A 24,908-nucleotide genomic window follows, 5' to 3' on the forward strand; every position below is an offset into this window, starting at 1 on the left:
GGACCGGCCCCTTGGGCCGGCGCTCCTTGGGATGGCGCACATAGCTCGCCTTTAGTCCTGACCTTGCTGGTATAAAGTGCTCAGCTCGGAGCTAAGCAGCGCCGGCCCCCGGTCCGGCGCGCGCCCTCTGCTTCACCGTGAGTCCCTGTTGGGGGCGGTATTGGCTGCGCCGGTCTGCCAGAGATCGCGACGAGCGGACAAAAAAGCACCGCCTGAACCCAGGTGGGGCTGCTTTTTCAAAGCCTCCCAGCCCCCTCACCGCACCTTCAGCGTCGCGAGGCCGATCGCGGCGAGGATCAGCGAGATGATCCAGAAGCGGATCACGATCTGCGGCTCTGCCCAGCCCTTCTTCTCGTAGTGGTGATGGATCGGCGCCATCAGGAAGACCCGCTTGCCGGTGCGCTTGAAATACAGCACCTGGATGATCACCGAGAGCGCCTCGACCACGAAGAGCCCGCCGACGATGGCCAGCACGATCTCGTGCTTGGTGGCCACCGCGATGGCGCCGAGCGCGCCGCCCAGGGCCAGCGAGCCGGTGTCGCCCATGAAGACCGCCGCGGGCGGCGCGTTGTACCACAGGAACCCGAGCCCCCCGCCGAAGATGCTGGCGGTGAAGATCAGAAGCTCCCCGGTGCCCGGCACGTAGTGCACGTCGAGGTAGTCGGTCACATCGACCCGGCCCACCGCGTAGGCGATGATGCCCAGCGTTCCCGCGGCGATCATCACCGGCATGATCGCCAGCCCGTCGAGCCCGTCGGTCAGGTTCACGGCATTGGCCGCACCGACGATCACCAGGATCGCGAAGGGCACGAAGAAGAGCCCCAGGTCCAGCAGGTAATTCTTGAAGAAGGGGAAGGCGAGCTGCCCGGTCAGCTCGGCGGGATGGTAGATCGAGGCCCAGATCGCCGCGGTGGCCGCGATGATGAAACCCAGGAGCAGCCGCACCTTGCCGGAGACCCCCGCCGAGGTCTGCTTCTTCACCTTGGAGTAGTCATCCGCGAAGCCGATCGCCGCGTAGGACATGGTCACGAAAAGCACCAGCCAGACGAAGGCGTTGTCGAGCCGCGCCCAGAGGAGCGTCGAGGTCAAAAGCGCCCCGACGATCAGCAGACCGCCCATGGTCGGCGTGCCGGCCTTCGACAGATGCGCCTCGGGGCCGTCGGTGCGGATCGGCTGGCCCTTGCCCTGGGCGCGGCGCAGCACGTTGATCAGCGGCGGCCCGAAGAGGAAGCCGAAGACCAGCGCGGTCAGGAAGGCCGCCCCGGCGCGGAAGGTGATGTAGCGGAACAGGTTGAAGGCACCGCCCCCGTCCGACAATTCGGCCAGCCAATAGAGCATGAACTCGGATCCTTTCTACGCGTGTCCGGGCGCGGGGTTTGGGGATGTCAGGATGGCTCCGCGCCTTGGCGCATTTTCCGTATCGCGTCAACCAGCCGCCCCAGCCCCATGGAGAGCGAGGCCTTGACCAGCACCACGTCGCCGGCATCGAGGTCGCGGGCGAGCTGGGCCTGCATCTCCTCGGCGGTCTCGGTGGCGCGGCCGCGTTTCTCGGGCGGCAGCGCCTCCCAGAGGGCGCGCATGAGCGGGCCCACGCAATGCACCCGGTCGATCTTGGCCATGGCGGGCAGATCGGCGAGCGCGGCATGCAAGGCCACCTCGGAGGGGCCGAGCTCCTTCATGTCGCCGAGATAGGCGATCCGCCGCCCGCGCCCGAGCCGTCCCAGCCCGTCGCGCGGCTCTGCCCCGGCCAGCACCTCGAGGGCGGCGCCCATGGAGGCGGGATTGGCGTTGTAGCTGTCGTCGATCAGCTCGAGCAGCGCCTCGCTTTGCGCGATGTCGAGCTGGATCTCCTCGCGGTGGCCGCGGCCCGCGCCGGGCGTCCAGGTGCCGAGGTCGATCAAGGCGCGCGCCCGGTCGAGGTCCAGCGCCCAGACCGCCGCCAGCACCGCCGCGGCATTGACCGCGAAGTGCCGGCCCGGGACGGCCACCTTGTAGAGCACCTTCTCGCGCCAGGCCCGCAGATGCGCCACGGTCGAGACATCGCCGACACGCACATCGGTCACCCGGTGGTGGCAGCCGCCGCTCTCGCCGAAGCTGAGGCTGCGGGCGGCGAAGCGCTCCGCGCTCTCGGCCAGGATCGGCGCGGTCTCCACGTCGCCGTTGTAGATCGCGGTGCCGCCGGGCTCGAGCCCCTCGAAGATCGCGCCCTTCTCGCGGGCGATGCCCTCGATGTTCTCGAAGGCGGCCAGATGCGCCGGGGCGACGATGGTCACGATGGCCACATGCGGACGGGCGAGCCGCGCCAGCGGGGCGATCTCGCCGGGGTGGTTCATGCCGATCTCGATCACCGCGTATTCGGTGTCGCGCGGCATCCGCGCCAGGGTCAGCGGCACGCCCCAGTGGTTGTTGTAGGAGGCCTCGGCAGCATGGGTGCGGCCCTGGGCCGAGAGCACCCGGCGCAGCATGTCCTTGGTCGAGGTCTTGCCGACCGAGCCCGTGACCGCGACGACCCGCGCGGCGCTGCGCGCCCGGCCCGCGCGGCCCAACGCCTCGAGCCCCTCGAGCACATCCGGCACGATCAAAAGTGGCGCATCCTCGGGCAGCCCCTCGGGCACATGGTCGACCAGCGCCGCCGAGGCGCCCTTGGCCAGGGCGTCGGCCACGAAGTCATGGCCGTCGCGCGCGGCGCGCAGCGCCACGAAAAGATCGCCGGGCTTCAACGTGCGGGTGTCGATCGAGACGCCGCGCGCCTGCCAGTCGGCGGTGGCGCGCCCGCCCGTGGCCTCGGCGGCCTCGGCGCTGGTCCAGAGGCTCACGGCTGCCCTCCGTCGAGCGCGGTCACCGCGACGCTCGCCTGTTCGGCGTCGTCGAAGGGATAGACGGTGTCGCCGACCACCTGGCCGGTCTCATGGCCCTTGCCGCAGATCAGGAGCGCGTCGCCCGGCCCCAGCGCATCGACGCCGCGCAGGATCGCCTCGGCCCGGTCGCCGACCTCGAGCGCGCCGGGCGCGCCCTGCATGACCTGCGCGCGGATCGCGGCGGGATCCTCGGAGCGGGGGTTGTCATCGGTCACGATCACCAGGTCGGCGTGATCCGCCGCCGCCTGCCCCATCAGCGGCCGCTTGCCCGCGTCGCGGTCGCCGCCGGCGCCGACGATGGCGATGAGCCGGCCCATGACATGCGGGCGCAGCGCCTGGATCGCGGTTTCCACCGCGCCGGGGGTATGGGCGTAATCCACGAAGACCGCGGCGCCATTGGCGCGGGTGGCGGCCAGCTGCATCCGCCCGCGCACGGTGACGAGGCGCGGCAGCACCTCGAAGACCCGCTCGGCGGGCTCGCCGCAGGCGATCACGAGGCCCGCCGCGACCAGCACGTTCTCGGCCTGGAAGCCGCCCATGAGGTTCAGCCGGAGCTGGCGCACCACGCCCTCGTGGCGGATGCGGACCTCCTGGCCGGTGGCGTCGAAACGCTGCGCCATGAGGCAGAGGTCGGCGCCTTCGTCGCGGCCCACGGTGACCAGATCCTGGCCGCGCGCATGGGCGATGGCGGCCATGTCGACGCCGCGCGCATCCTCGATGTTGACGACCGCGGTGCCGTCCTCGGGCAAGACGCGGGCGAAGAGCCCGGCCTTGGCGTCGAAGTAATCCTCGAAGCTGGCGTGGTAATCGAGGTGGTCCTGGCTGAAGTTGGTGAAGCCCGCCGCCTTGAGCTGCACCCCGTCGAGACGGCGCTGCTCGAGCCCGTGCGAAGAGGCCTCCATGGCGGCGTGATCGACGCCGGCCGCGGCGGCTTCCGACAGCGCGCGATGCAGGGTGATCGGCTCGGGCGTGGTGTGCTTCAGGGGCGCGTACCAGTCGCCCTCGACCCCGGTGGTGCCGAGGTTGACCGCGCGCAGGCCCAGCTCCTGCCAGATCATCCGCGCGAAGGCGGCGACGCTGGTCTTGCCGTTGGTGCCGGTCACCGCGACCATGGTCTCGGGCTGGGCGCCGAACCAGAGCGCCGCCGAATAGGCCAGCGCCTGGCGCGGCTCGGCGGCGACGACCAGCGCCGCCTCGGAACCCGCCAGCGCCTCGGCGGCGATCTCGGCGCCCTCGGCGTCGGTCAGGACCGCCGCGGCGCCCATGCGCAGGGCATATTGGATGAACTCGGCCCCATGCACGCGGGTGCCGGGCAGCGCGGCGAAAAGCGCGCCCTCGCGCACCTCGCGGCTGTCGACGGTCAGCCCGGTGATCCGGGCCTCGCGGCCGCCGCGGGCGGTCAGGCCCAGCTCTCCCAAGGTCTTGAAGGTCGCGCTCACAGACAAGTCCCCCTCCTTCCGCGCTCGGGTTCGGGCCAGGGGCGCGGATGCGCGCCCCCTGCCTTCCTGTTGCCCCGTTTTGCGGGCCGGGTTCAAGGCCCGAGAGGGGTCAATTGGCGGTAAGCTGCAGAAGCTCGCGCGGGGCGTAATCGGGCCGCAGACCCAGCAAGGGCGCGATCCGGCCGATCATCTCGGCGGTGACCGGCACGGCGGTCCAGCCGGCGGTGCGGCGCGGCTTCTCGCCCATGGTCTCGACCGGCTCGTCGAGGGTGACGATCAGCACGTATTTCGGGTCATGGGCGGGGAACATCGTGGCGAAGGTGGCGATCACCTTGTCCTCGTAATAGCCGCCGCCACGCTCCTTGGGCTTGTCCGCCGTGCCGGTCTTGCCGCCGACGTGGTAGCCCGGCACCTCGCCGAAGCTGGCGGTGCCGTCGGTGACGACCCGGCGCAGCATCTTGCGCGATTCCTCGGCGGCGTAATCCGACATGACGCGGGGCCCGTGCCGGGGGCCGCTTTGCTTCAGAAGCGTGGGTTTCACCGCGAAGCCGCCGTTGGCGATCGCCGCATAGGCCGAGGCCAGGTGCAGCGGCGAGGCCGAGAGCCCGTGCCCGTAGGAGATGGTCACGCTCGACAGGTCGGTCCAGCGGCTCGGCAGGAGCGGCTTGCCGCCCTCAGCCTCGGTGATCTCGAGCGGCGTCGGCTTGAAGAACCCGAGCGTGTCGAGGAACTGCTGCTGGCGCTCGATGCCGATATCGAGCGCCATTTTCGCGGTGCCCCGGTTGGAGCTTTTCACGATGACCTCGGAGACCGTCAGGTCGCCGTAATTCTTGTTGCGGAACTCGCCGATGCCATGGCCGCCGATGCGCATCGGCGGGCGGGTGTCGATCACCGTGTCGGGGCGCACCAGATTCAGCTCCATCGCCTGGGCGGCGGCGAAGATCTTGAAGGTCGAGCCCAGCTCGTAGACCCCCTGCACCGCGCGGTTGAAGAGCGGGCTGTCCGCCGGCGTGCCCTCGGTCGGCGGCGCCGGGCGGTCGTTGGGATCGAAGGTCGGCAGCGAGGCGATGGAGACCACTTCGCCGGTGTCCACATCCATCAGCACCGCCGCCGCACCCTTGGCGTTCATCAGCATCATGCCGCCGGCCAGCACCCGCTCCATGGCGCTTTGCACGGTGACGTCGATCGACAGCTCGAGCGGCGCCCCCTTGCGGGCGGGGTCGCGCAGCTCCTTGTCGAAGTAGCGTTCGATCCCGGCGCTGCCGATGACCTCGGCGGAATGCACGCCCTCCTGCCCGAAGCGCGCACCGCCCAGCACGTGGGCGGCCAGCGTGCCGTTGGGATAAAGCCGCATCTCGCGCGGCCCGAAGAGAAGCCCCGGCTCGCCGATGTCATGCACCGCCTGCTTCTGCTCGGGGCTCAGCTTCTTGCGCACCCAGACGAACTTGCGCTTGCCGGTGAAGTCCTTGACCAGCCGCTCGCGGTCGAGCTCGGGGAAGATCCGCGCCAGTTCCTCGGCGGCGCGCTCGGGCTCGATCATCTGCTGGGGATGGGCGTAGAGCGAATGGGTCTCCATGTTGGTGGCCAGGATCCGGCCCTTGCGGTCGACGATGTCGGCCCGCTGCGAGACGATCGAGGCGCCCTGGGTATAGGCCCGCGGCTCGGCGGGCTCCGAGGCGGCCAGCGTCGCCATGCGCGCGCCGGTCACCGCGAAGGCGCAGAAGAAGGCCACCCCCAGCACCAGGAGCCGCCCCTCGGCGCGCACCCGCGAGCGGTCGCGCATCTGCTCGTGGCGGATGCGCAGGTTCTCGCGCTCGATGGCATCGGGGTTCTCGCCCTTCTGGCGGGCGTCGAGGATCCGCGCGAGCGGACGCAGGGGCGTGCGGATCATGGCCGGTCGTCTCCGTCGCTGGACAGCTCGATAGGCGTGCTGAGATCGAGGATCGGCGGCGCGGGATAGGCGATCTGATCGACCCGGCCGAACTGGTCGGGGCGGAACTGCAGAAGCCGCAGCCGCTCGAAGTTGACCTCGGAGAGGTCGCGCAGCCGGTCGGGCCGGTTGAGATAGGCCCATTCGGCCTTCAGCACCGCCAGCCGCTCGCGGGCGCCGCCGATGTCGCGGCGCAGGTCCTGCACCTCGGTCAGCGCCTCCTGGGTCTTGTAGTTCTCGCGGTAGGCCCAGAAGGCCAGGCCGATCACCGACAGGAAGGTCAGGATATACAGGAAGGTGCGCATCAGCCTCCCCCTTTCTTGAGTTCCGGCATGGCCAGGGATTTCGCATCGACCCGGCCCGCCGGGGCCTCGGTGCGATGCGCCACGCGCAGCTTGGCCGAGCGCGCGCGGGGGTTGGCCTCGAGCTCCTCGGCGTCGGGGCCGATGGCCTTCTTCGACACCAGCGTGAACTGCGGGTCGGGCGGGGTCAGCTCGGGCTGGAAGCGGTTGGCGCGGCCAGTCTGGCCGGCGCGCATCTGCAGGAAGCGCTTGACCATGCGGTCCTCGACCGAATGGAAGGTCACGACGGCCAGCGCGCCGCCGGGCGCCAGCGCCCGCTCGGCGGCCATGAGCCCCTCGTAGAGCGCGGCATATTCGTCGTTCACCGCGATGCGCAGCGCCTGGAAGCTGCGGGTGGCGGGATGGGACTGGCCGGGCTTGGGGCGCGGCAGGCAGCCCTCGACGATCTCGGCCAGACGGCCGGTGGTGGTGATCGGCGCCTCGGCGCGGGCCCGCAGGATCGCCTTGGCGATGCGCCGCGAGGCGCGCTCTTCGCCGAAGGTGAAGAGGATCTCGGCCAGCGCCACCTCGCCCGCCTTGTTGACGATATCCGCCGCCGAGGGCCCGTCCTGGGACATCCGCATGTCGAGCGGGCCGTCCTTCATGAAGGAGAAGCCGCGCTCGGCCTCGTCGAGCTGCATGGAGGAGACCCCGAGATCGAGCACCACGCCGTCGACGCCGCTGGCGATCTCGTCCATCTCGGCGAAATTGGCGCGTTCCAGCACGATCTGGCCGTCATACTCCCCGATCCAGCCCGCCGCCATCTCGTGCGCCTGGGGGTCGCGGTCGATGCCGATCACGCGCTCGGCGCCGGCCTCGATCAGCCCGCGGGCATAGCCGCCCGCGCCGAAGGTGCCGTCGATCCAGGTGCCGCGAACCGGGGCGCAGGCCGCCAGCAGGGGACGCAGCAGAACGGGGATGTGCGGGGCATCAGGATTGGCAGCCGAGCCCTGGCTCATCTCAGTCCTCCCGCTTTCGCTTTTCAGGCAGCAGCGTGAGCGGATCCACATCCGGCGGCAGCGCGTCGAGATATTCGTCGACGCGCGATTTCTCGACCTCGTCGTAGGTGGTCGGGTTCCAGATCTGGAAGGTGTCGCCCGAGGCGATGAAGAAGGCCTCGGAATCCGCCGGCACGCCGATCTTCTCGCGCAGCATCTGGGTCAGCACGATGCGGCCGGTGTCATCGACCGTCGCGGTGGTGCTGAGACCGGTGAAGATGCGTTCGAGGATGCGGCGCTCCTGGGAGCCGCGCGGCAGTTCCTCGATCTGCTCCTCGACCTCTTCGATGGCCGCGATGGTGTAGCACTCGAGGTAGTCGCGCCGGTGGTCGCCGTAGACGATGACGAATTCGGGGGTCTGGCCGGACATCCAGTTGGGGTCGCCGGCCTCGAGGACACGTCGGAAAGAGGCCGGGATGGAGACCCGCCCCTTCTTGTCCACCTTCTGGTGACCCGATCCTCTGAACCTCAGCCTGCGGCCCACTGCCCGGCCCCTTCACCTTGCCCCCGAACGAAAATGGCGGGTTGATCCGCTGCCATCGATCAACCCGCCACCTTGGTCCCGCTTGGGCGGGAGGATCCCGATCGCGCGCGCCACCTGGGGGGATGTCTGCTCGCCCGCGCGCCGGAATTCCGTTTTGTCCGACGAGAGCGAGGTGCCTGTATGAAACCCGCTCTGTTTTGTTTTTCGGGAGAAGTCGTTGCGGCTCTTTTGTCGTCCGCTGTCTTCCCTGCCCTCGTCGATGAATTATGGATGGCATGGGAATTTGTGGGACGCAACGATTTTTTTACGCTGCCACCACCGAATGTTGTCCACAGGGCATGTGGAAAACTAGATATTGGGGTGGGAGATCACGCAAATTTTAGCCTATCTAGGCGGGAACCTGCCAATCAGCACCACATCTAGCGAGGATTTGGGCTGTCGCATATGGCCCATGATTTCCCGGATTTTTTTGCGCGCCTCTGGAACTCGGGGCCAAAATCCCGGCGTTGGGCCCCTTCCGCCTCTCGAATCACGAATGCGGGGATACGGCAAGCGCCTTGAATCCTTGAGGTCCGAGGGCGCGCGCGGTTGCGGCGCCCCAGGCGCGGCCAGGGGCTGCCCATGAATTCCCAAAATGCGCCGATATTCAGCCCCGCGCCCAGCCGCGCCCATGGTTTCCCAGGGCGATCCCGGGGCGGTGCCGCGTCCTGCGCCCCGCCCGACCGATTATTCTCGCCCGCGCGCACGCGCACGCGCGCACACGCGTGAGCAGGCGAGAGACCGGGGGTCAGGCCGCCCGCGCGGCTTCTGGGGCGCGCGCTTGACCAGACCCTCCGCACGCCCCGCCCGCGCGAGGCAGAGGAGCACCCTGCCCGGCCACCCAGCCCCGCGCGCGACACCCACCCTTGCCAACGCCCAGGCCATTCAGAGAGTCGCATATGTGCTGCGCTGCGGCGCCACTCAGGGCTCAAAGCGCTTGCGTTACCGCTGCCATCCCTCGAAGTGACGCCGCGTTACATTCTCGGAACAAAAAGCTTCGTCACGCAACCGCCTGTTTTTGCGCCATTTTAATGTTGCACATGATGCATAGCAGCTTTGAGCATATGGCCATTGTGCATCTGCAGCATCAGGCCCAATTAAGGGTCAACGAAGCGACGATAGACAGATGGACACAGACTGATGGCATACGCAGTCACGCAAAACACTCCCGCCGCCGGCGGCTTTTTCGCCCGCCTGAACGCAGACATCCGTGAGCGCCTCGAGCGCCGCCGGATCTACCGCCAGACCGTCAACGAACTGTCGGTCCTGAGCGATCGCGAGCTGGGCGATCTCGGCATCGCACGCTCGATGATCCGCGGTGTCGCATGGCAGGCGGCCTACGACCGCTAAGGCACGGCAGGGCGCGCGAGCCGCGCCCGCTCCGCAACGGCGCGAATAAAATATTCAGCGCCTTGCAACCAAACAAGGGGACAGGCGTTCCCAAACGAGTTTGAGGGCCCTCCTCCTCCCTGGCCCTCATGCGACCGCGGCGACACCGACCTCCTCCCTGGTGTCGCCGCAAAGTTTCCGGGGATCGGGTCGCCAGACCCCACTCCCCACCAGAGCTGAAGGTCCTTCTCCTCCTCCCTTGGGACCTTCGGATAAGGCGGCGGCCCTCTTCTCCTCCTCCCTTGGGGGTCGTCGCCACCGACATACCGCGGAACGGGCCTTGCGCCCCTCTCCGCGCCAGAGCTGAAGGTCCTTCTCCTCCTCCCTTGGGGCCTTCGGATAAGGCGGCGGCCCTCATCTCCTCCTCCCTTGGGGGTCGTCGCCACCGAGATACAGCGGAACGGACCCGAGCGTCCCTTTCCGCACCCGAGCTGAAGGTCCTTCTCCTCCTCCCTTGGGACCTTCGGTTAGGCGGCGGCCCTCTCTCCTCCTCCCTTGGGGGTCGTCGCCACCGAAATACCGCGGCGCGGACCCTGAGCGTCCCGCACCGCACCAGAGCTGAAGGTCCTTCTCCTCCTCCCTTGGGGCCTTCGGATTAGGCGGCGGCCCTCCTTTCCTCCTCCCTTGGAGGGTCGTCGCCCCGAGATACGCGGCACGGGCCAAGCACCCCCGTCGCGACAGAGCTGAAGGTCCTCTCCTCCTCCCTTGGGGCCTTCGGATCGGGCGGCGCGCCTTCTCTCCTCCTCCCTTGGAGGCGCGTCGTCCCCAAAATACGGGCCCGACGGCCCGGACAGAGCACAAAGGTCTCTCCTCCTCCCTGACCTTTGGCCTATGCGGCGGTGTCCCCCTCCTCCTCCCTGGGGCACCGCCGCTTTTCGTTCCGGCACCCGGTTTTTGCGCGGCCTTGCGCTTTCCCTTCCCGCCCTGCCGCGCTAGAGCGTGGCGCCAGTGACGAAGGAGGCCCGAGGCATCATGGCGATGGACAAGACGTTCGACGCGAAAACCGCCGAAACCCGCATCTATGACGGCTGGGAAGAGGCCGGCGCCTTCCGCGCGGGCGCCAATGCCAAGCCCGGCGCCGAGGCCTTCTCGGTGGTGATCCCGCCGCCGAATGTGACCGGCAGCCTGCACATGGGCCATGCCTTCAACAACACGCTGCAGGACATCCTGGTGCGCTGGCACCGGATGCGCGGGCACGACACGCTCTGGCAGCCCGGCACCGACCACGCGGGCATCGCCACGCAGATGGTCACCGAGCGCGAGATGGCCGCCAACGGCGAGCCCTCGCGCCGCGAGATGGGCCGCGACGCCTTCCTCGAGCGGGTCTGGGAACAGAAGATCAAGTCGCGCGGCACGATCATCGGCCAGCTCAAGCGGCTCGGCGCCTCCTGCGACTGGTCGCGCGAGGCCTTCACCATGTCCGGCGCGCCGAACGCCCCCGAGGGCGAGGACGGCAACTTCCACGACGCGGTGATCCGGGTCTTCGTCGACATGTACGAGAAGGGCCTGATCTACCGCGGCAAGCGGCTGGTGAACTGGGACCCGCATTTCGAGACAGCGATCTCGGACCTCGAGGTCGAGAACGTCGAGACCCAGGGCCAGATGTGGCACTTCAAGTATCCGCTCGCCGACGGCCGGACCTATACCTACGTCGAGAAGGACGAGGACGGCACCGTGCTCTTCGAGGAAGAGCGCGACTACATCTCCATCGCCACCACCCGCCCCGAGACCATGCTGGGCGACGGCGCGGTGGCGGTGCATCCCTCGGACAGCCGCTACGCGCCCATCGTCGGCGCCTTCTGCGAGATCCCGGTCGGCCCCAAGGAACACCGCCGCCTGATCCCGATCATCACCGACGAATACCCCGACCCGGACTTCGGCTCGGGCGCGGTGAAGATCACCGGCGCGCATGACTTCAACGACTACGCGGTGGCCAAGCGCGGCGGCATCCCCTGCTACCGGCTGATGGACATGGGCGCGCAGATGCGCGCCGACGGCGCGGCCTACGCCGAGGCCGCCGAGACCGCCATGGCCGTGGCGCGCGGCGAGACGACCCTGAGCGAGAGCGAGGTCGACGCGATCAACCTCGTGCCCGACGACCTGCGCGGGCTCGACCGCTTCGAGGCGCGCCGCCGCGTGGTCGAACAGATCACCGAGGAGGGGCTGGCCGTCATGGTCCCCGCCCATGATCCCCGGCTCGGCAAGAAGGCCGCCCGCAAGGCCCAGCCCGAGGAAGGCGGCACGCCCCCCGAAGAGGCGCTGGTCCCGCTGATCGAGGAAAAGCTGATCATGCAGCCCTTCGGCGACCGCTCGAAGGTGGTGATCGAGCCGATGCTGACCGACCAGTGGTTCGTCGACGCCGAGGCGGTGGTCGGCCCCGCCCTCGAGGCGGTGCGCGACGGCACCGTCGAGATCCTGCCCGAGCGCGACAAGAAGGTCTATTTCCACTGGCTCGAGAACATCGAGCCCTGGTGCATCTCGCGCCAGCTCTGGTGGGGCCACCAGATCCCGGTCTGGCACACGCCCGGCTTCGGCGACGAATGGCGCTCTTTCTGCGCGGCGACCGAGGAAGAGGCGCTGCAGCAGATGCACGCCACCTTCGGCGATGACGCCGAGTTCATCATGGTCGAGGACGAGGCCGCCGCCACCGAGATGCTGGCCGGCTACTTCCAGAACATGACCGACACCACCGGCGTCGACCAGCGCCGGCGCCCGCAGGCGATCCCGGTCTTCCGCGACCCCGACGTGCTGGACACCTGGTTCTCCTCGGGGCTCTGGCCGATCGGCACGCTGGGCTGGCCCGAGGACACCGAGGAACTGAAGCGTTACTTCCCGACCTCGGTGCTGATCACCGGCTTCGACATCATCTTCTTCTGGGTCGCCCGGATGATGATGATGCAATACGCCGTGGTCGGCGAACGGCCCTTCGACACCGTCTATGTCCATGCCCTCGTCCGCGACGAGAAGGGCAAGAAGATGTCGAAGTCGCTGGGCAACGTGCTCGACCCGCTCGACCTGATCGAGGAATACGGCGCCGACGCGGTGCGCTTCACCCTGGCCGCCATGGCCGCCATGGGCCGCGACCTGAAGCTTTCCAAGGACCGGATCGCGGGCTACCGCAACTTCGGCACCAAGCTCTGGAACGCCTGCCGCTTCGCCGAGATGAACGGCGTCTTCGAGGGCCGCGAGGCCAGCGCCACGCCGCCCCAGGCGCGCGAGACGGTGAACCGCTGGATCATCGGCGAGACCGCCCGCGTCCGCGAGACCGTGGACGAGGCGCTCGAGGGCTACCGCTTCAACGACGCGGCCAACACGCTCTACAGCTTCGTCTGGGGCGTGGTCTGCGACTGGTACGTCGAGTTCTCCAAGCCGCTCTTCGACAAGGACGCCGAGGTCGTGGCCGAGACCCGCGCGACCATGGGCTGGGTGCTCGATCAGTGCATGGTGCTGCTGCATCCCTTCATGCCCTTCGTCACCGAAGAGCTCTGGGGGCTGTCGGCCAAGCGCGACGGCATGCTGGTCCATGCAGACTGGCCCGACTACCGCGCCGCCGATCTGATCGACGCCGAGGCCGAGACCGAGATGCGCTGGGTCATCGCGCTGATCGAGGGCACGCGCTCGGCCCGGACGCAGATGCGGGTGCCGGTGGGGCTCTATGCGCCGATGCTGGTCGCCGATCTCGGCGAGAAGGAGCGCGGCGCCTGGGACCGCAACGCCGACCTGATCAAGCGGCTGGCGCGAATCGAACGCCTCGACGAGGTCGAGAGCTTCCCGCGCGGCACGGTGACGATCCCGGTGGGCGCCACCTCCTTCGGGCTGCCGCTCGAGGGTCTGATCGACGTCGGCGAAGAGATCGCCCGGCTCGAGAAGGCGCGCGGCAAGCTCGAGAAAGAGGCCAACGGCCTGCGGGGACGGCTGAAAAACCCCAAGTTCGTCGAAAGCGCCCCCGAGGAGGTAGTCGAGGAAACCCAGGCCAACCTGGTGGCCCGGGACGAGGATCTCGCGGCGATCGACGCGGCCCTCGCAAGGCTCAAGGAAATCGGCTAGAGAGGTCCAGCCGCGGCGGGCGGCTCGAAATCGCCGAAGCTCTGGAAATCTCTCGGGCTTCGGCGCAATGATATCGGACAGATGACCCTGTCCGGAACATCGAGGCCCGTATGCCGCAGGACAATGTGGCCCCGCCCCAGGGGTGCCGCAGGATCAACCCCAGCCGCGCCTTGCGCAGCGCCACCGGCACGGCGCATGACGCCGTCGAAGCGGGCTTCGCCCCCTTCATGGCGCGCCCTGCCCGGCATCTGACCGCCTTTCTCCGCGCCCAGGAGGCCGCCTTTCTCGCGCTCGACGCCGCGCGGGCGGGCCCGCCCTTGCCCGAAGAGGCGGAGGTGCTGGCGCCCATGCTCGCGGGGCTCCGCGCCGATCTGGCCGACCACCCGCCGCTGGCCCTGCCCGTCCCCGCGCCAATCTCGCCCATGGCCACCGCCTATCTGACGCTGGGCTCGCGCCTCGGGACCGAGGTCATCAAGCGCCATCTCGCGGCGCACGGCCTGCCCTGTCCGCAGGCCTTCCGCGCCGCGCCCCCCGCCGAGGGCTGGCGCGCCTTCCGCGACCGGCTTGCGCATTGGGACCCCGCCTCGCCCGCCTTCGCGACCCTGGCCGAGGACGCGCGCCGCGGCTTCGCCCTCTTTTCCGCCGCCGCGCAACGCGCCGGCCTGACCCCGCTGCAGGAGGCCGGATGAGCCCAGACCCCGCCAACAGCGCCCGCGCCACGGCGCCCGAGATCGACCTCAGCACCTGCGACCGCGAGGAGATCCATCTTCTCGGCCGCGTGCAGTCCTACGGCGCGCTGATCGCCGTCTCCTCGGACTGGATCGTGCAGCACGCCTCGGAGAACCTGGCCCGGGTCCTCGGCCCCGAGGCCGAGGCGGCCCTGGGCCGGCCTTTCGCCGAGGTCATCTCGGAGGCCGCGCAGCGCCAGATCCGCGACAAGCTGCGCCAGCAGGGCGGCGGCCAGGGCACGCTGCGGCTCTTCGGCATGGCGCTCGGGGCGGCGCGCTTCGACCTCTCGGTGCACCAGAGCGGGCGGCACCTGGTGCTGGAGTTCGAACCCGCGGGCGCGCGGTCGGAAAGCGACGCTCTGTCTGAAACCTATCCGCTGCTCGACCGGGTGCGCCAGGCGCAGGACTTCGAGACCATGTGCGCCGAGGGCGCGCGGGCGATCCAGGCGCTCTGTGGCTTCGATTCGGTCATGGTCTACCGCTTCGAGCCCGACCGCTCGGGCCGGGTCGTCGCCGAAAGCCAGCGCGGCAACGGGCCGAGCTACCTGGGCCTGCGCTTCCCGGCTTCGGACATCCCGAGCCAGGCGCGGGCGCTTTACACCAAGTCGCTTCTGCGGCTCATCGCCGATGTCTCGGACCCCGGCGCCGCGATCGTGCCGCCCCGCGCCCCCGAGGGCGCGCCGCTCGACCTGTCGCTGGCGGTGACGCGCGCGGTCTCGCCGGTCCATATCCAGTATCTGAAGAACATGGGCGTGAAGGCCTCCATGTCGGTCTCGATCCTGAAGGACGGCGAATTGTGGGGGCTCTTTGCCTGCCACAACCGCAGCCCGCGTTTCGTGCCCTTCGAGACCCGCACCGCGATCGAGCTTTTCGCCCATCTCTTCGCCTACGAGCTGGTGCGCCTCGAGGAGGCCGAGCGCCGCCGCGCCCGCGACGAGGTGCAGGCGCTGCAGTCGAAGCTGCTTCTGCGGATGACCGAGGGCCATGGCCTGGCCGAGAGCCTGCGCGCGCTCTCGGACGAGCTGGCCGCCGCGATCCCGCATGACGGCGCGGTGCTGGTGACCGAGGGCAAGGCGACGCTCTGGGGCAGCACCCCGCCCGAAGAGGCGGTGGGCGAGATCACCCGCTACCTCAACACCGCCGCCGCCTCGCGGGTCTACGCCAGCGACCGGCTGGGCGACGACCTGCCCGCCGCCGCGGATTACGCGAGGGACTGCGCCGGCGTCCTCGCGATCCCGATCTCGCGCAGCCCGCGCGACTACCTGATGCTCTGCCGGCGCGAGCTGAAAAGCACCGTGCATTGGGCCGGCAACCCGGAAAAACCCGCCGAGCCCGGCCCCACCGGCCTGCAGATCAACCCGCGCCGCAGCTTCGAGGTCTGGAAGGAGACGGTCGAAGGCCAATCCGCGCCCTGGAGCCCCGAGGACCACCAGAACGCCGAGGACCTGCGCACGCTGCTCCTGGAGATCTTCCTGAAGATCAGCGACCAGCAGGCCGCCGACCGCGCCCGCGCGCAGGAGCGCCAGGAGCTGCTGATCTCCGAGCTGAACCACCGGGTGCGCAACATCCTCAACCTGATGCGCGGGCTGATCACCCAGTCGGGCAAGGACAACCTCAGCGTCGCGGATTTCTCCAAGAACCTCGACGCCCGCATCCACGCGCTGGCCCGCGCCCACGACCAGCTCACCCGCGAGGACTGGGCCCCGGCGGCGCTCTCGGAGCTGCTGCACCACGAGTTCGCGGCCTACCTGGGCGACAGCTCGGTGCAGGTGCGCATCAGCGGGCCGGACGTGCTCCTGGCCTCCGAGGCCTACACCGGCCTCGCGCTGGTGGTGCACGAGATGGTCACCAACTCGGTCAAATACGGCGCGCTGTCGGACACCGCGGGCCATATCGCGCTGGAGCTGTCGCGCCCCGAGGATGGCGCGCTCGAGATCCGCTGGCGCGAGGTCGACGGGCCGAAGGTCACCCGGCCCGAACGGCGCGGCTTCGGCTCGGCGATCATCGAGCGCAGCCTGCCCTATGAGCTCGGCGGCGAGGCCGAGATCGCCTATCCCGAGACCGGGGTGGAGGCGCGCTTCCGCATCCCCGCCTCCTATCTCGCCGAGCCCGAGCGGGTGGTGCCGCTCGACAGCCGTCGCGACAGCGCCCCGCCGCGCGCCGCGGCCCTTTCCGGCGCGGCGCTGGTGGTCGAGGATTCGATGATCGTCGCCATGGACGCGGGCGACATCCTGGCCGAGTTCGGCGCCACCCAGGTGGAGACCGCCGGCACCGTGAAGGATGCGCTGGCCATCATCGCCGGGACCGAGCTGCAGGTCGCGCTTCTGGACGTGAACCTCGGTGCCGAGCAGTCCCTGCCGGTGGCCGAGAAGCTGGCCGAGATGGGCGTGCCCTTCGTGCTGACCACCGGCTACGGCGACAGCGCCGCGCTCGAGGACAGCTACCCGCCCTGCGAGGTGGTGCAGAAGCCCTTCTCCAACGAGACCATCGCCGCGGCGCTGGTGGACCTGGGGCTGGTGGCGGAGTGAGGGGGGCCTCTCGGGCCCGCCTGTGTGGCCCGGGAAGAAAGCGCTCCGCGCGGTTGGCATGGTCAAACCGCCTTGGCGGGCGTTGCGCTGAGGGGAGACGTGGTGCCGGCAGAGGGACTCGAACCCCCGACCCACTGATTACAAATCAGTTGCTCTACCAGCTGAGCTATACCGGCGTGATCCGGGGGGACGCGAAGCGCGCCCGGATCGTGGCCGTCTCGTAGCGCAGGGGCGCGGCGGGGCGCAAGTGGTCAAAACCGGGGCGCGCGCCGGGGCCGTCACACGGCCCGGCCCAAACAAGGTGCGCCGGACGCGCCAAATACAGCCTCAGATTGCAATTCCCGCATGGATTGCGGCCCCCGCGCCGCAATCCCGGCCCGTCGCGCGGCCTTGCTGCGGCGCGGCTTGACTTGGCGGCGACCGCCGACCTTTCATATTCGCCATGCTGAATAGCCCCGGCTTTGCCGGCGGCGCGAGAGGGCCGGAAGACGCCCCCGCCCGCCTCGGTCGGCCAGCGGCCCAAGCGCGGATGAGGCCCGCGCGATCCTCGGCTGAGAACGAGTAACATCGAGCGGTGAGACCATGCGAACCTATCCGATCCCCTTCAACGAAGAGGCGCGCCTCTGCGCGATGCACAAGATTCCCGGGCTCTCGCCCGAAAACGAGGCCCTCTTCGACCACCTCTGCGACGCCACACGCAAGCTTTTCGACTGTCCGATCGCCCATATCAGCGTGATCGAGGACGAGACCCAGTGGTACAAATCCGTGGTTGGCATGGAGCTGCCGACCATGCCCAAGGACCAGTCCTTCTGCACCCATGCGATCATGTCCGACGAGGTCATGGTGATCCCCGACCTCAGCGCCGATCCGAAGTTCGAACGCCACCCGATGGTGGCCGAGGGCGGCCCGGGCGCGCGGTTCTACGCGGGCGTGCCGCTGGTGCTGTCCTCGGGATACCGCATCGGCAGCCTCTGCGCGCTGGACCTGAAGCCGCACGAGATGCCCAGCGACAACCAGATCGAGCTTCTGAAGGCGCTGGGAAAGGCCGCCGAGGCGGCGCTCGAGAAGACCCCGGCGGTGCAGGCGGTGAGCGACACCGACCGCGGGCAATCGGCCTTCGTCACGCTGGTCAGCCACGAGCTGAAGACGCCGCTCACGGTGCTTCTGGGCGGGCTGCGGCTGATCGAGATGCGCGCCGAGGACCCCGCCAGCCAGAAGCTCGCGCGGTCGGCGCATCGCTCGGCCGCGCATCTGTCGCAGCTCGTCGAGTCGATCATGCGCTACAGCAATGCCGCGACCGGCGAGATCCACCTCAACGAGACCGAGACCGACCTCTCCGAGGTTCTGCGCGAGGCGGTGGAGATCCACCTGCCCGGCGCCCAGGACGCAGGCAAAGGCGCCGAGCTGGGCGCGCTCGAGGTGACGTGCCCGGTCCTGGCCGATGCCGAACATCTGAAGCTGGCGCTGACCGCCCTGGCGCTGAACGCGCTTTTCCACGGCGGGCAGAACATGCGGCTCTCCACCCGCCACGACGCTCAGGGCAACATCGAGATCCGGGTCAGCGACGACGGCGCGCTCGACGAGAAGCTCGACCTGGCCGAGCTCTACAAACCCTTCGTGGTGGGCGACGAGATGTCGGCGCGGGGCACCCGCGGCGGGCTCGGGCTGGGGCTGCCGCTGACCCGCAAGCTGATCGAGCTGCACGGCGGCGAGTTCCTGGTCGAGGCCGAGCCCGCGCAGACCACCGCGGTGATCCGCCTGCCCCATTGGCGCGCGCTGGCGGGGGCCAAGGTGGTCGATACCGCGGGCTGAGACCCCACCCGCTGAAGTAGATCACTAAGCGCGCCGCGGGCCCTCGCCCCGGCGCGTTTTTCGTGGCAGGGCGCCAATGCGGCCCCTGGCCCGGAGCGTCGAGCCGCCGCGTCATTCTGGCAACAGCCTGCGGGATTTGCGCATATTGGCGCGCCTTTGAGCCCAAACCCCGCAAGTTCGGCCCGCACCTGAGTCGCCAAGAGATTCGCGCCGCACCCCCCGATCGCGCCCGAAGACCCCCGCCTGCCCCGCGCCGGATCCCCGGCGCAAGGGGGTGATCGGCGGAAATCCCGCGTCCGTCCCGAAGTTTTGATCAAACAACGGCAAATACTTGCCGGGATCTGCGGTTTCGACGTGGGGTCAGAGGCTTCGCACGCATTGCGGGCACGGCTCGTGAAGTTATGCTCCGGAAATTCCCGGTGCGGCTGCGCCCGGCGCGGCGCATCGGTCAGCACGACCCCGCGGGTTTCCCGCGGGTACCAACTACAGGGAGACAACCTTGACCCGCTTTACGCGACTGACCCTGACGGCGCTCCTGTCGAGCACCGTCCTTACCGCGGCAAGCCTTTCGGCAGCGACCGCGGCGACGCATCCCGAAACCGGCGAGGAGCTCGCCGAGGACCAGACCTTCACCTACCGCCTGCTCGACGACGTCAGCTCGCTCGATCCGCAGATCGTCGAGGACGTGAACGGCTCCGACGTGGTGCGCGACCTCTTCGAGGGCCTGATGAACCAGGATGCCGAGGGCAACCTGATCCCGGGCGTCGCCACCGGCTACGAGCTGAGCGAGGACAAGCGCACCTATACCTTCACGCTGCGCGACGAGGCGACCTGGTCGAACGGCGAGTCGGTCACCGCCGGTGACTTCGTCTACGCCTGGCGCCGCGCGGTCGATCCCGAGACCGCCTCGCCCTACCAGTGGTTCATGGAGCTGATGTCCATCGAGGGCGCCTCCGAGATCATCGCCGGCGATGCCGCGCCGGACACCCTTGGCGTGCGCGCGGTGGACGAGAAGACCTTCGAGGTCACGCTCTCGACCCCGCTGCCCTACTTCCCGCAGATGACCACGCATTCGACCACCTTCCCGAGCCCGCAGGCGGTGATCGAAGAGCATGGCAGCAGCTGGACCCAGCCCGGCAACATCGTCTCGAACGGCGCCTATGTGCTGACCGAATACAGCCCCGGCGAGCGCATCGTCCGCGAGCGCAACACCGAGTACTGGGACAACGAGAACACCATCCTCGACAAGACCGTCGCGCTGGTGATCAACGACGAGAACGTCGCGCTGACCCGCTACATGGCCGGTGAGCTCGACCGGACCGAAGTGCCCGCCGGCCAGTTCCCGCGGCTGAAGGAAGAGAACCCCGAGGAGGCGATCAGCTTCCCGCGGCTCTGCAACTACTATTACACCTTCAACCTCAGCGACAGCGGCCCCGAGGCCTTCAAGGACCCCAACGTCCGCAAAGCGCTGGCCCTGGCCGTCGACCGCGACGTGATCGTGGAGAACATTAAGGCGGGCGGCGAACCCCCGGCCTATACCTTCACCCCCGAGGCGGTCGCGGGCTTCACCCCGCCCCAGACCGAGATGGCCGAGATGTCGCAGGAAGACCGCGACGCCATGGCCAAGGAGCTGATGGCGGAAGCGGGCTACGGTCCCGACAACCCGCTGAGCTTCGACATGATCTACAACACCGACCAGGCGCACGAGAAGATCGCCGTGGTGCTGAGCCAGATGTGGAAGCAGAAGCTCGGTGTGCAGACCAACCTGTCGAACATGGAGTGGAAGGTCTTCCTCGACACCCGCGGCAACCAGGACTTCGAACTGGCGCGCGGCGCATGGTGCGGGGACTACAACGAGGCCTCGACCTTCCTCGACCTGCTGCAGACCAGCTCGGGCTACAACGACGGCAAATACGCCAACGAGGAGTATGACGCGCTTCTCAAGGAGGCGAAGACCGCCGAGGACACCACCCCGCTTTACACCGAGGCGGAGCAGATCATCGCCCGCGACATGCCGGTGATCCCGATCTACCACTACGCGGGCGTCTACATGCTCGACAGCGATGTCGGCGGCTGGCCCGTCGATAACGTGGAACAGAACTGGTATTCGCGCGACCTCTACAAGACCGCGGAATAACCAGACGCAACCCAGCGCCGCTCCTGCCCCGACCCGGGCGGGAGCGGCTTTAATTTCAGGTCACCCATCATGGCTCTCTACGTCCTTCGCCGCCTCCTGGTCGCGATCCCGACAATCATGTTGCTGGTCGTCGCCTCCTTCCTGATGATGCATGTCGCCCCCGGCGGCCCCTTCACCTCCGAGCGGCCGCTGCCGCCCGAGGTCCTGGCCAATATCGAGGCGCAATACGGGCTCGATCAGCCGCTCTGGAAGCAGCTCTGGGACTATTTCTACAACATCGTGGTGCATTTCGACTTCGGGCCCTCCTTCGTGCAGAAGGACCGCTCGGTGAACGAGATCATCGCCAACGGTTTCCCGATCTCGCTGACCTATGGCGCGCTGTCCTTCCTGGCGGCGACCCTGGTGGGCGTGAGCCTCGGCATCACTGCCGCCATCCGGCACAACACCTGGATCGACTACGTGGCCGTGTCGCTGGGCATCGCCGCGCAGGCGCTGCCGAACTTCATCATGGGCCCGATCCTGATCCTGACCTTCACGCTCTGGCTGGGGCTCCTGCCCGGCGGCGGCTGGAACGGCGGTCAGTGGGAATACCTGATCATGCCGGTGATCGCCCTCTCCACCTCCTACATGGGGTCGATCGCGCGGATCACGCGCTCCTCCATGCTCGAGGTGATGAACTCCAACTTCATCCGCACCGCCCGCGCCAAGGGGCTGCCCGACCGGGCGATCATCTGGCGCCACGCGATGAAGCCGACGCTCCTGCCGGTGATCTCCTACCTTGGCCCGGTCTTCGTCTACGTGCTGACCGGCTCGGTCTTCGTCGACCTCTACTTCTCGACCGGCGGCCTGGGGCAGTCCTACGTCAGCTCGGCGCTGACCCGCGACTACGCGGTGCTTCTGGGGATCACCATCCTCTACGGCGCGCTGACCGTGATCGTGAACCTTCTCACCGACCTCGCCTATGCGTGGTTCGACCCGAAAATCCGTTACTGAGGGGGCCAGACGATGTTCGCACGCTCCGAAAAGACGGCCGAGCTCGCCGCCGACATCACCGATTTCACGGCCGTGCGCGGGCGCTCGCTGTTCCGCGACGCCATGGGCCGCTTCGTCCGCAACAAGGCGGCCATGGCCTCGGTCTTCGTGCTGGGCCTGATCGTGCTCTTCGTGGTCTTCGGGCCGCTGATCGCGGTCTGGGACAACGAGGAGATTGACTGGGCCAACATGGGGGACATCCTGCGCAACGGCGCGCCCTCGATCGCATCCGGGCATTTCTTCGGCCTCGACGAGCTAGGCCGCGACCTCTACTCGCGCACCATCCAGGCGACGCGCACCTCGCTTCTCGTGGGGCTGATCGGGGCCGCCATGGCGCTGCTCGTGGGCACCGCCTGGGGGGTCATCGCGGGCTTCTACGGCGGCCGGCTCGACACCGCGATGATGCGGGTGGTCGACATCCTGCTGGCGATCCCGCTGACGCTGATCCTGATCCTGATCCTGGTGGTCGCGGGGCGGAATTTCGTGACGCTCTTCATCGCGCTCGGCGCGGTCTCCTGGCTGACCATGGCACGCATCGTGCGCGGCCAGACGCTGACCCTGAAGACCCGCGAGTTCATCGAGGCCGCCCGCGCCGGCGGCGTCAGCGAAGGGCAGATCATCTTCCGCCACATCCTGCCGAACCTGATCGGCGTGGTGATCGTCTATGCCTCGCTCCTGGTGCCCGAGATGATCCTGGCGGAGAGCTTCATCTCCTTCCTGGGCCTCGGCATCTCCGAGCCCATGACCTCGCTCGGGCGGCTGATCGCCGAGGGCGCCGGGACCATGGCCTATGGCACGATCTGGCAGCTCGCCTTCCCGCTTTTCTTCTACGTCACCATCATCATCACGATGTTCTTCATCGGCGATGGCCTGCGTGACGCGCTCGACCCGAAGGACCGCTGAGATGACCATCCTCTCCGTGAACGACCTCAAAGTCGATTTCGACACGCCCGATGGCACCGTCCAGGCGGTCAAGGGCGTCTCCTTCGACATCCGCGCCGGCGAATGCCTGGGCATCGTGGGCGAATCCGGCTCGGGCAAGAGCCAGAGCTTCATGGCCGCCATGGGCCTGATGCCGCCGAACGGCCGCGCCACCGGCGGGGTCGAGCTGCAGGGCGAGCAGATCCTGAACCTGCCGGTCTCCAAGTTGAACCGCATCCGCGGCGCCGATGTGGGCATGATCTTCCAGGACCCGCTGACCGCGCTGACGCCGCATCTGAAGATCGGCGAGCAGATGGCCGAGGTCCTGAAGGTCCACAAGGGGCTCTCGGGCCGCGAGGCGCGCGCCCAGTGCCTCGACTGGCTCGACCGGGTGCGCATCCCCGAGGCGCGGCGGCGGCTGAAGCAATATCCGCACGAGCTCTCGGGCGGCATGCGCCAGCGGGTGATGATCGCCCAGGCGATGCTCTGCGAGCCGAAGCTGCTGATCGCCGACGAGCCGACGACCGCGCTCGACGTGACGGTGCAGGCCGAGGTGCTCGACCTGATGGACCGGCTGAAGGACGAGCTTGGCACCGCCATCGCGCTCATCACCCATGATATGGGCGTGGTCGCGCGCATGTGCGACCGGATCAAGGTCATGCGGCTCGGCGAGTTTGTCGAGGAAGGCGAGGCCAAGGCGATCTTCGACGCGCCGTCGCATGCCTATACCCAGCGCCTGCTCGAGGCGATGCCGCGCATCGACAAGGGCGAGGCCAACCGCACCGAGACCGGCGAGGAGATCCTGACCGTCGACGACATGAAGGTGCATTTCCCGATCCGCGTCGAGGGCGGGCTTTTCGGCCGCACGGTGCCGCTGAAGGCGGTGAACGGGGTGAGCTTCGGCCTCCGCGCCGGCGAGACCCTGGGCATCGTGGGCGAGTCGGGCTGCGGCAAGTCCACCCTCGCCCGCGCCGTGCTGCGCCTGGTCGAGCCCACCGACGGCACCGTGAGCTGGTTCGGCAAGCCCTTGAACCAGCTCGACAAGAAGGCGCTGAAGAACGAGCGCAAGGATCTGCAGATCGTCTTCCAGGACCCGCTGGCGAGCCTCGATCCGCGGATGACCATCGCCGATTCCATCGCCGAGCCGCTGAAGACCTTCCGGCCGGAGCTGTCGAAAAGCGAGCGCCAGGCCGAGGTGGTCGCGATGATGGAGCGCGTCGGTCTCGAGCGCGAGAAATACAACCGCTACCCGCACGAGCTCTCGGGCGGTCAGAACCAGCGCGTCGGCATCGCCCGGGCGATGATCAACCGGCCCAAGCTGATTATCTGCGACGAGGCGGTCTCGGCGCTGGACGTCTCGATCCAGGCGCAGATCGTGACGCTTCTGAAGGAGCTGCAGGCCGAGTTCGGCATGTCGATGCTCTTCATCAGCCACGACCTGTCGGTGGTGCGCGAGATCTCCAACCGGATCATGGTGCTCTACCTCGGCCGGGTGGTCGAGATGGGCGACGCGGACACGATCTGCACCGCGCCGGTGCATCCCTATACCCGGTCGCTGATCTCGGCGGTGCCGATCCCCGACCCGGTGGCCGAGCGCGTACGCGCCCGGATCCGGCTGCCGGGCGAGCTGCCCTCGCCGCTCGATCCCCGCGCGGCGCTGCGCTTCCTGCCCTCGAAGCTCGCCGCGGGCGAGGAGGACTACGTGCCCCGGCTGACCGAGGTCGCGCCGGGCCATATGGTCGCCGAGCACGACGCGCTCGAGGACATCATGGCGCGGGAGAAGAAGGCCGCCGCCTGAGGGGGGCGGGGCTGGGCCCGCAGCGCCGGGGCAGTTCAGGCCCGGGCTAGATAAGCCAAAGTCGGCGCCTTTGGCGCCGACCCCGGTGAAGCGCCCCGGCCCCCCCTCCCAACCCTCGCAACAGAGGGCGCAAGGAGGTGCGTGGGATGCCAGGTCAGGAAGTAGGTAGCCGCAGGTGTGGTGAGGGTCTTAGGCGCAGCTGTCGTGGCAGCACCTCTCCTGCCGTGCCGAGCGCCCCTCCCAACCCGCACAACAGAGGGCGCGCGCCGGACCGGGGGTCGGCGCTACCGACTTCCGAGCTATGCGCTTTATCCCGGCAAGGTCAGGACTAGTGGCAAGCTAAGTACGCCGCCCCAAGGAGCGCCGCCCCAAGGAGCGCCGGCCCAAGGGGCCGGTCCGGCGCGCGCCCGGCATCTTCGATGCTGTT

16 protein-coding genes and 1 tRNA gene are annotated in these 24,908 nt (G+C 68.7%); 9 read left to right on the forward strand and 8 right to left on the reverse strand.

All coding sequences use genetic code 11. The features are described from left to right. Positions 1-255: 255 nt before the first annotated feature. The 7 genes from mraY to mraZ form a co-directional block, all read right to left on the reverse strand. Positions 256-1,338, reverse strand: coding sequence for a phospho-N-acetylmuramoyl-pentapeptide-transferase (mraY, locus tag ACX938_RS09155; protein ID WP_232751977.1), 1,083 nt, complete (start codon positions 1,336-1,338; stop codon positions 256-258). Positions 1,339-1,385: 47 nt separating this feature from the next. Next, entirely contained in the window at positions 1,386-2,816 is a 1,431-nt protein-coding gene (locus ACX938_RS09160; RefSeq protein ID WP_459430815.1) for a UDP-N-acetylmuramoyl-tripeptide--D-alanyl-D-alanine ligase, read from the reverse strand. Further along, entirely contained in the window at positions 2,813-4,297 is a 1,485-nt protein-coding gene (locus ACX938_RS09165) for a UDP-N-acetylmuramoyl-L-alanyl-D-glutamate--2,6-diaminopimelate ligase (RefSeq protein WP_459430865.1), read from the reverse strand. The genes ACX938_RS09160 and ACX938_RS09165 overlap by 4 nt, the downstream gene beginning before the upstream one ends. A 109-nt stretch (positions 4,298-4,406) precedes the next feature. Further along, complete coding sequence (locus tag ACX938_RS09170) at positions 4,407-6,188, reverse strand: peptidoglycan D,D-transpeptidase FtsI family protein (RefSeq protein ID WP_232751979.1); 1,782 nt, start codon at positions 6,186-6,188, stop codon at positions 4,407-4,409. Beyond that, positions 6,185-6,532: a cell division protein FtsL gene (gene ftsL / locus ACX938_RS09175; RefSeq protein WP_232751980.1), complete on the reverse strand. Its 348-nt coding sequence runs from the start codon at positions 6,530-6,532 to the stop codon at positions 6,185-6,187. Before ftsL ends, ACX938_RS09170 begins: the two co-directional genes overlap by 4 nt. Next, positions 6,532-7,527, reverse strand: coding sequence for a 16S rRNA (cytosine(1402)-N(4))-methyltransferase RsmH (rsmH, locus tag ACX938_RS09180; RefSeq protein ID WP_459430816.1), 996 nt, complete (start codon positions 7,525-7,527; stop codon positions 6,532-6,534). Before rsmH ends, ftsL begins: the two co-directional genes overlap by 1 nt. A 1-nt stretch (position 7,528) precedes the next feature. Continuing rightward, entirely contained in the window at positions 7,529-8,008 is a 480-nt protein-coding gene (mraZ, locus tag ACX938_RS09185; protein WP_232751982.1) for a division/cell wall cluster transcriptional repressor MraZ, read from the reverse strand. A gap of 1,221 nt (positions 8,009-9,229) precedes the next feature. Between mraZ and ACX938_RS09190 the strand changes: the two genes are divergently transcribed. From ACX938_RS09190 to ACX938_RS09205, 4 genes are all read left to right on the forward strand, one after another. Continuing rightward, positions 9,230-9,439: a DUF1127 domain-containing protein gene (locus tag ACX938_RS09190; RefSeq protein WP_232751983.1), complete on the forward strand. Its 210-nt coding sequence runs from the start codon at positions 9,230-9,232 to the stop codon at positions 9,437-9,439. Between the two features lie 1,011 nt (positions 9,440-10,450). Beyond that, the gene (locus ACX938_RS09195) at positions 10,451-13,525 is read left to right on the forward strand and encodes a valine--tRNA ligase (RefSeq protein ID WP_459430817.1); all 3,075 of its coding nucleotides are present in this window, start codon (positions 10,451-10,453) and stop codon (positions 13,523-13,525) included. A gap of 110 nt (positions 13,526-13,635) precedes the next feature. After that, positions 13,636-14,214 (forward strand): heme oxygenase-like domain-containing protein, encoded by a 579-nt coding sequence (locus tag ACX938_RS09200; protein WP_459430818.1) that lies wholly within the window; start codon positions 13,636-13,638, stop codon positions 14,212-14,214. Next, positions 14,211-16,781: an HWE histidine kinase domain-containing protein gene (locus ACX938_RS09205; protein WP_459430819.1), complete on the forward strand. Its 2,571-nt coding sequence runs from the start codon at positions 14,211-14,213 to the stop codon at positions 16,779-16,781. The genes ACX938_RS09200 and ACX938_RS09205 overlap by 4 nt, the downstream gene beginning before the upstream one ends. Positions 16,782-16,881: 100 nt before the next feature. On the opposite strand, the gene ACX938_RS09210 is transcribed toward ACX938_RS09205, so the two are convergent. Continuing rightward, positions 16,882-16,957: transfer RNA gene (locus ACX938_RS09210), tRNA-Thr, on the reverse strand. Between the two features lie 406 nt (positions 16,958-17,363). Between ACX938_RS09210 and ACX938_RS09215 the strand changes: the two genes are divergently transcribed. The 5 genes from ACX938_RS09215 (at position 17,364) to ACX938_RS09235 (ending at position 24,481) form a co-directional block, all read left to right on the forward strand. Next, positions 17,364-18,593 carry a GAF domain-containing sensor histidine kinase gene (locus ACX938_RS09215; RefSeq protein ID WP_459430820.1) on the forward strand — a complete coding sequence of 410 codons (1,230 nt, stop codon included), beginning with the start codon at positions 17,364-17,366 and terminating at the stop codon, positions 18,591-18,593. A 499-nt stretch (positions 18,594-19,092) separates the two neighbouring features. Then, on the forward strand, positions 19,093-20,730 hold the full coding sequence (locus tag ACX938_RS09220; RefSeq protein WP_232751988.1) for a peptide ABC transporter substrate-binding protein: 1,638 nt from the start codon (positions 19,093-19,095) through the stop codon (positions 20,728-20,730). Positions 20,731-20,799: 69 nt separating this feature from the next. Further along, complete coding sequence (gene oppB, locus ACX938_RS09225) at positions 20,800-21,723, forward strand: oligopeptide ABC transporter permease OppB (RefSeq protein ID WP_232751989.1); 924 nt, start codon at positions 20,800-20,802, stop codon at positions 21,721-21,723. A gap of 12 nt (positions 21,724-21,735) precedes the next feature. Then, positions 21,736-22,665, forward strand: coding sequence for an ABC transporter permease subunit (locus tag ACX938_RS09230; RefSeq protein WP_459430821.1), 930 nt, complete (start codon positions 21,736-21,738; stop codon positions 22,663-22,665). A gap of 1 nt (position 22,666) precedes the next feature. Then, positions 22,667-24,481, forward strand: a complete 1,815-nt coding sequence (locus ACX938_RS09235) for an ABC transporter ATP-binding protein (protein ID WP_459430822.1) — start codon at positions 22,667-22,669, stop codon at positions 24,479-24,481. Positions 24,482-24,908: the final 427 nt, after the last annotated feature.

The sequence above is a fragment of the Roseivivax sp. genome (assembly GCF_054552075.1).

What these genes read in the sequence shown, in the direction of transcription:
- ACX938_RS09170 (WP_232751979.1), bottom strand. Translation starts at nt 6,188, where the DNA reads ATGATCCGCACGCCCCTGCGTCCGCTCGCGCGGATCCTCGACGCCCGC.
- mraY (WP_232751977.1), bottom strand. Translation starts at nt 1,338, where the DNA reads ATGCTCTATTGGCTGGCCGAATTGTCGGACGGGGGCGGTGCCTTCAAC.
- ACX938_RS09200 (WP_459430818.1), top strand. Translation starts at nt 13,636, where the DNA reads ATGCCGCAGGACAATGTGGCCCCGCCCCAGGGGTGCCGCAGGATCAAC.
- oppB (WP_232751989.1), top strand. Translation starts at nt 20,800, where the DNA reads ATGGCTCTCTACGTCCTTCGCCGCCTCCTGGTCGCGATCCCGACAATC.
- rsmH (WP_459430816.1), bottom strand. Translation starts at nt 7,527, where the DNA reads ATGAGCCAGGGCTCGGCTGCCAATCCTGATGCCCCGCACATCCCCGTT.
- ftsL (WP_232751980.1), bottom strand. Translation starts at nt 6,532, where the DNA reads ATGCGCACCTTCCTGTATATCCTGACCTTCCTGTCGGTGATCGGCCTG.
- ACX938_RS09195 (WP_459430817.1), top strand. Translation starts at nt 10,451, where the DNA reads ATGGCGATGGACAAGACGTTCGACGCGAAAACCGCCGAAACCCGCATC.
- ACX938_RS09190 (WP_232751983.1), top strand. Translation starts at nt 9,230, where the DNA reads ATGGCATACGCAGTCACGCAAAACACTCCCGCCGCCGGCGGCTTTTTC.
- ACX938_RS09215 (WP_459430820.1), top strand. Translation starts at nt 17,364, where the DNA reads ATGCGAACCTATCCGATCCCCTTCAACGAAGAGGCGCGCCTCTGCGCG.
- ACX938_RS09230 (WP_459430821.1), top strand. Translation starts at nt 21,736, where the DNA reads ATGTTCGCACGCTCCGAAAAGACGGCCGAGCTCGCCGCCGACATCACC.
- ACX938_RS09235 (WP_459430822.1), top strand. Translation starts at nt 22,667, where the DNA reads ATGACCATCCTCTCCGTGAACGACCTCAAAGTCGATTTCGACACGCCC.
- ACX938_RS09205 (WP_459430819.1), top strand. Translation starts at nt 14,211, where the DNA reads ATGAGCCCAGACCCCGCCAACAGCGCCCGCGCCACGGCGCCCGAGATC.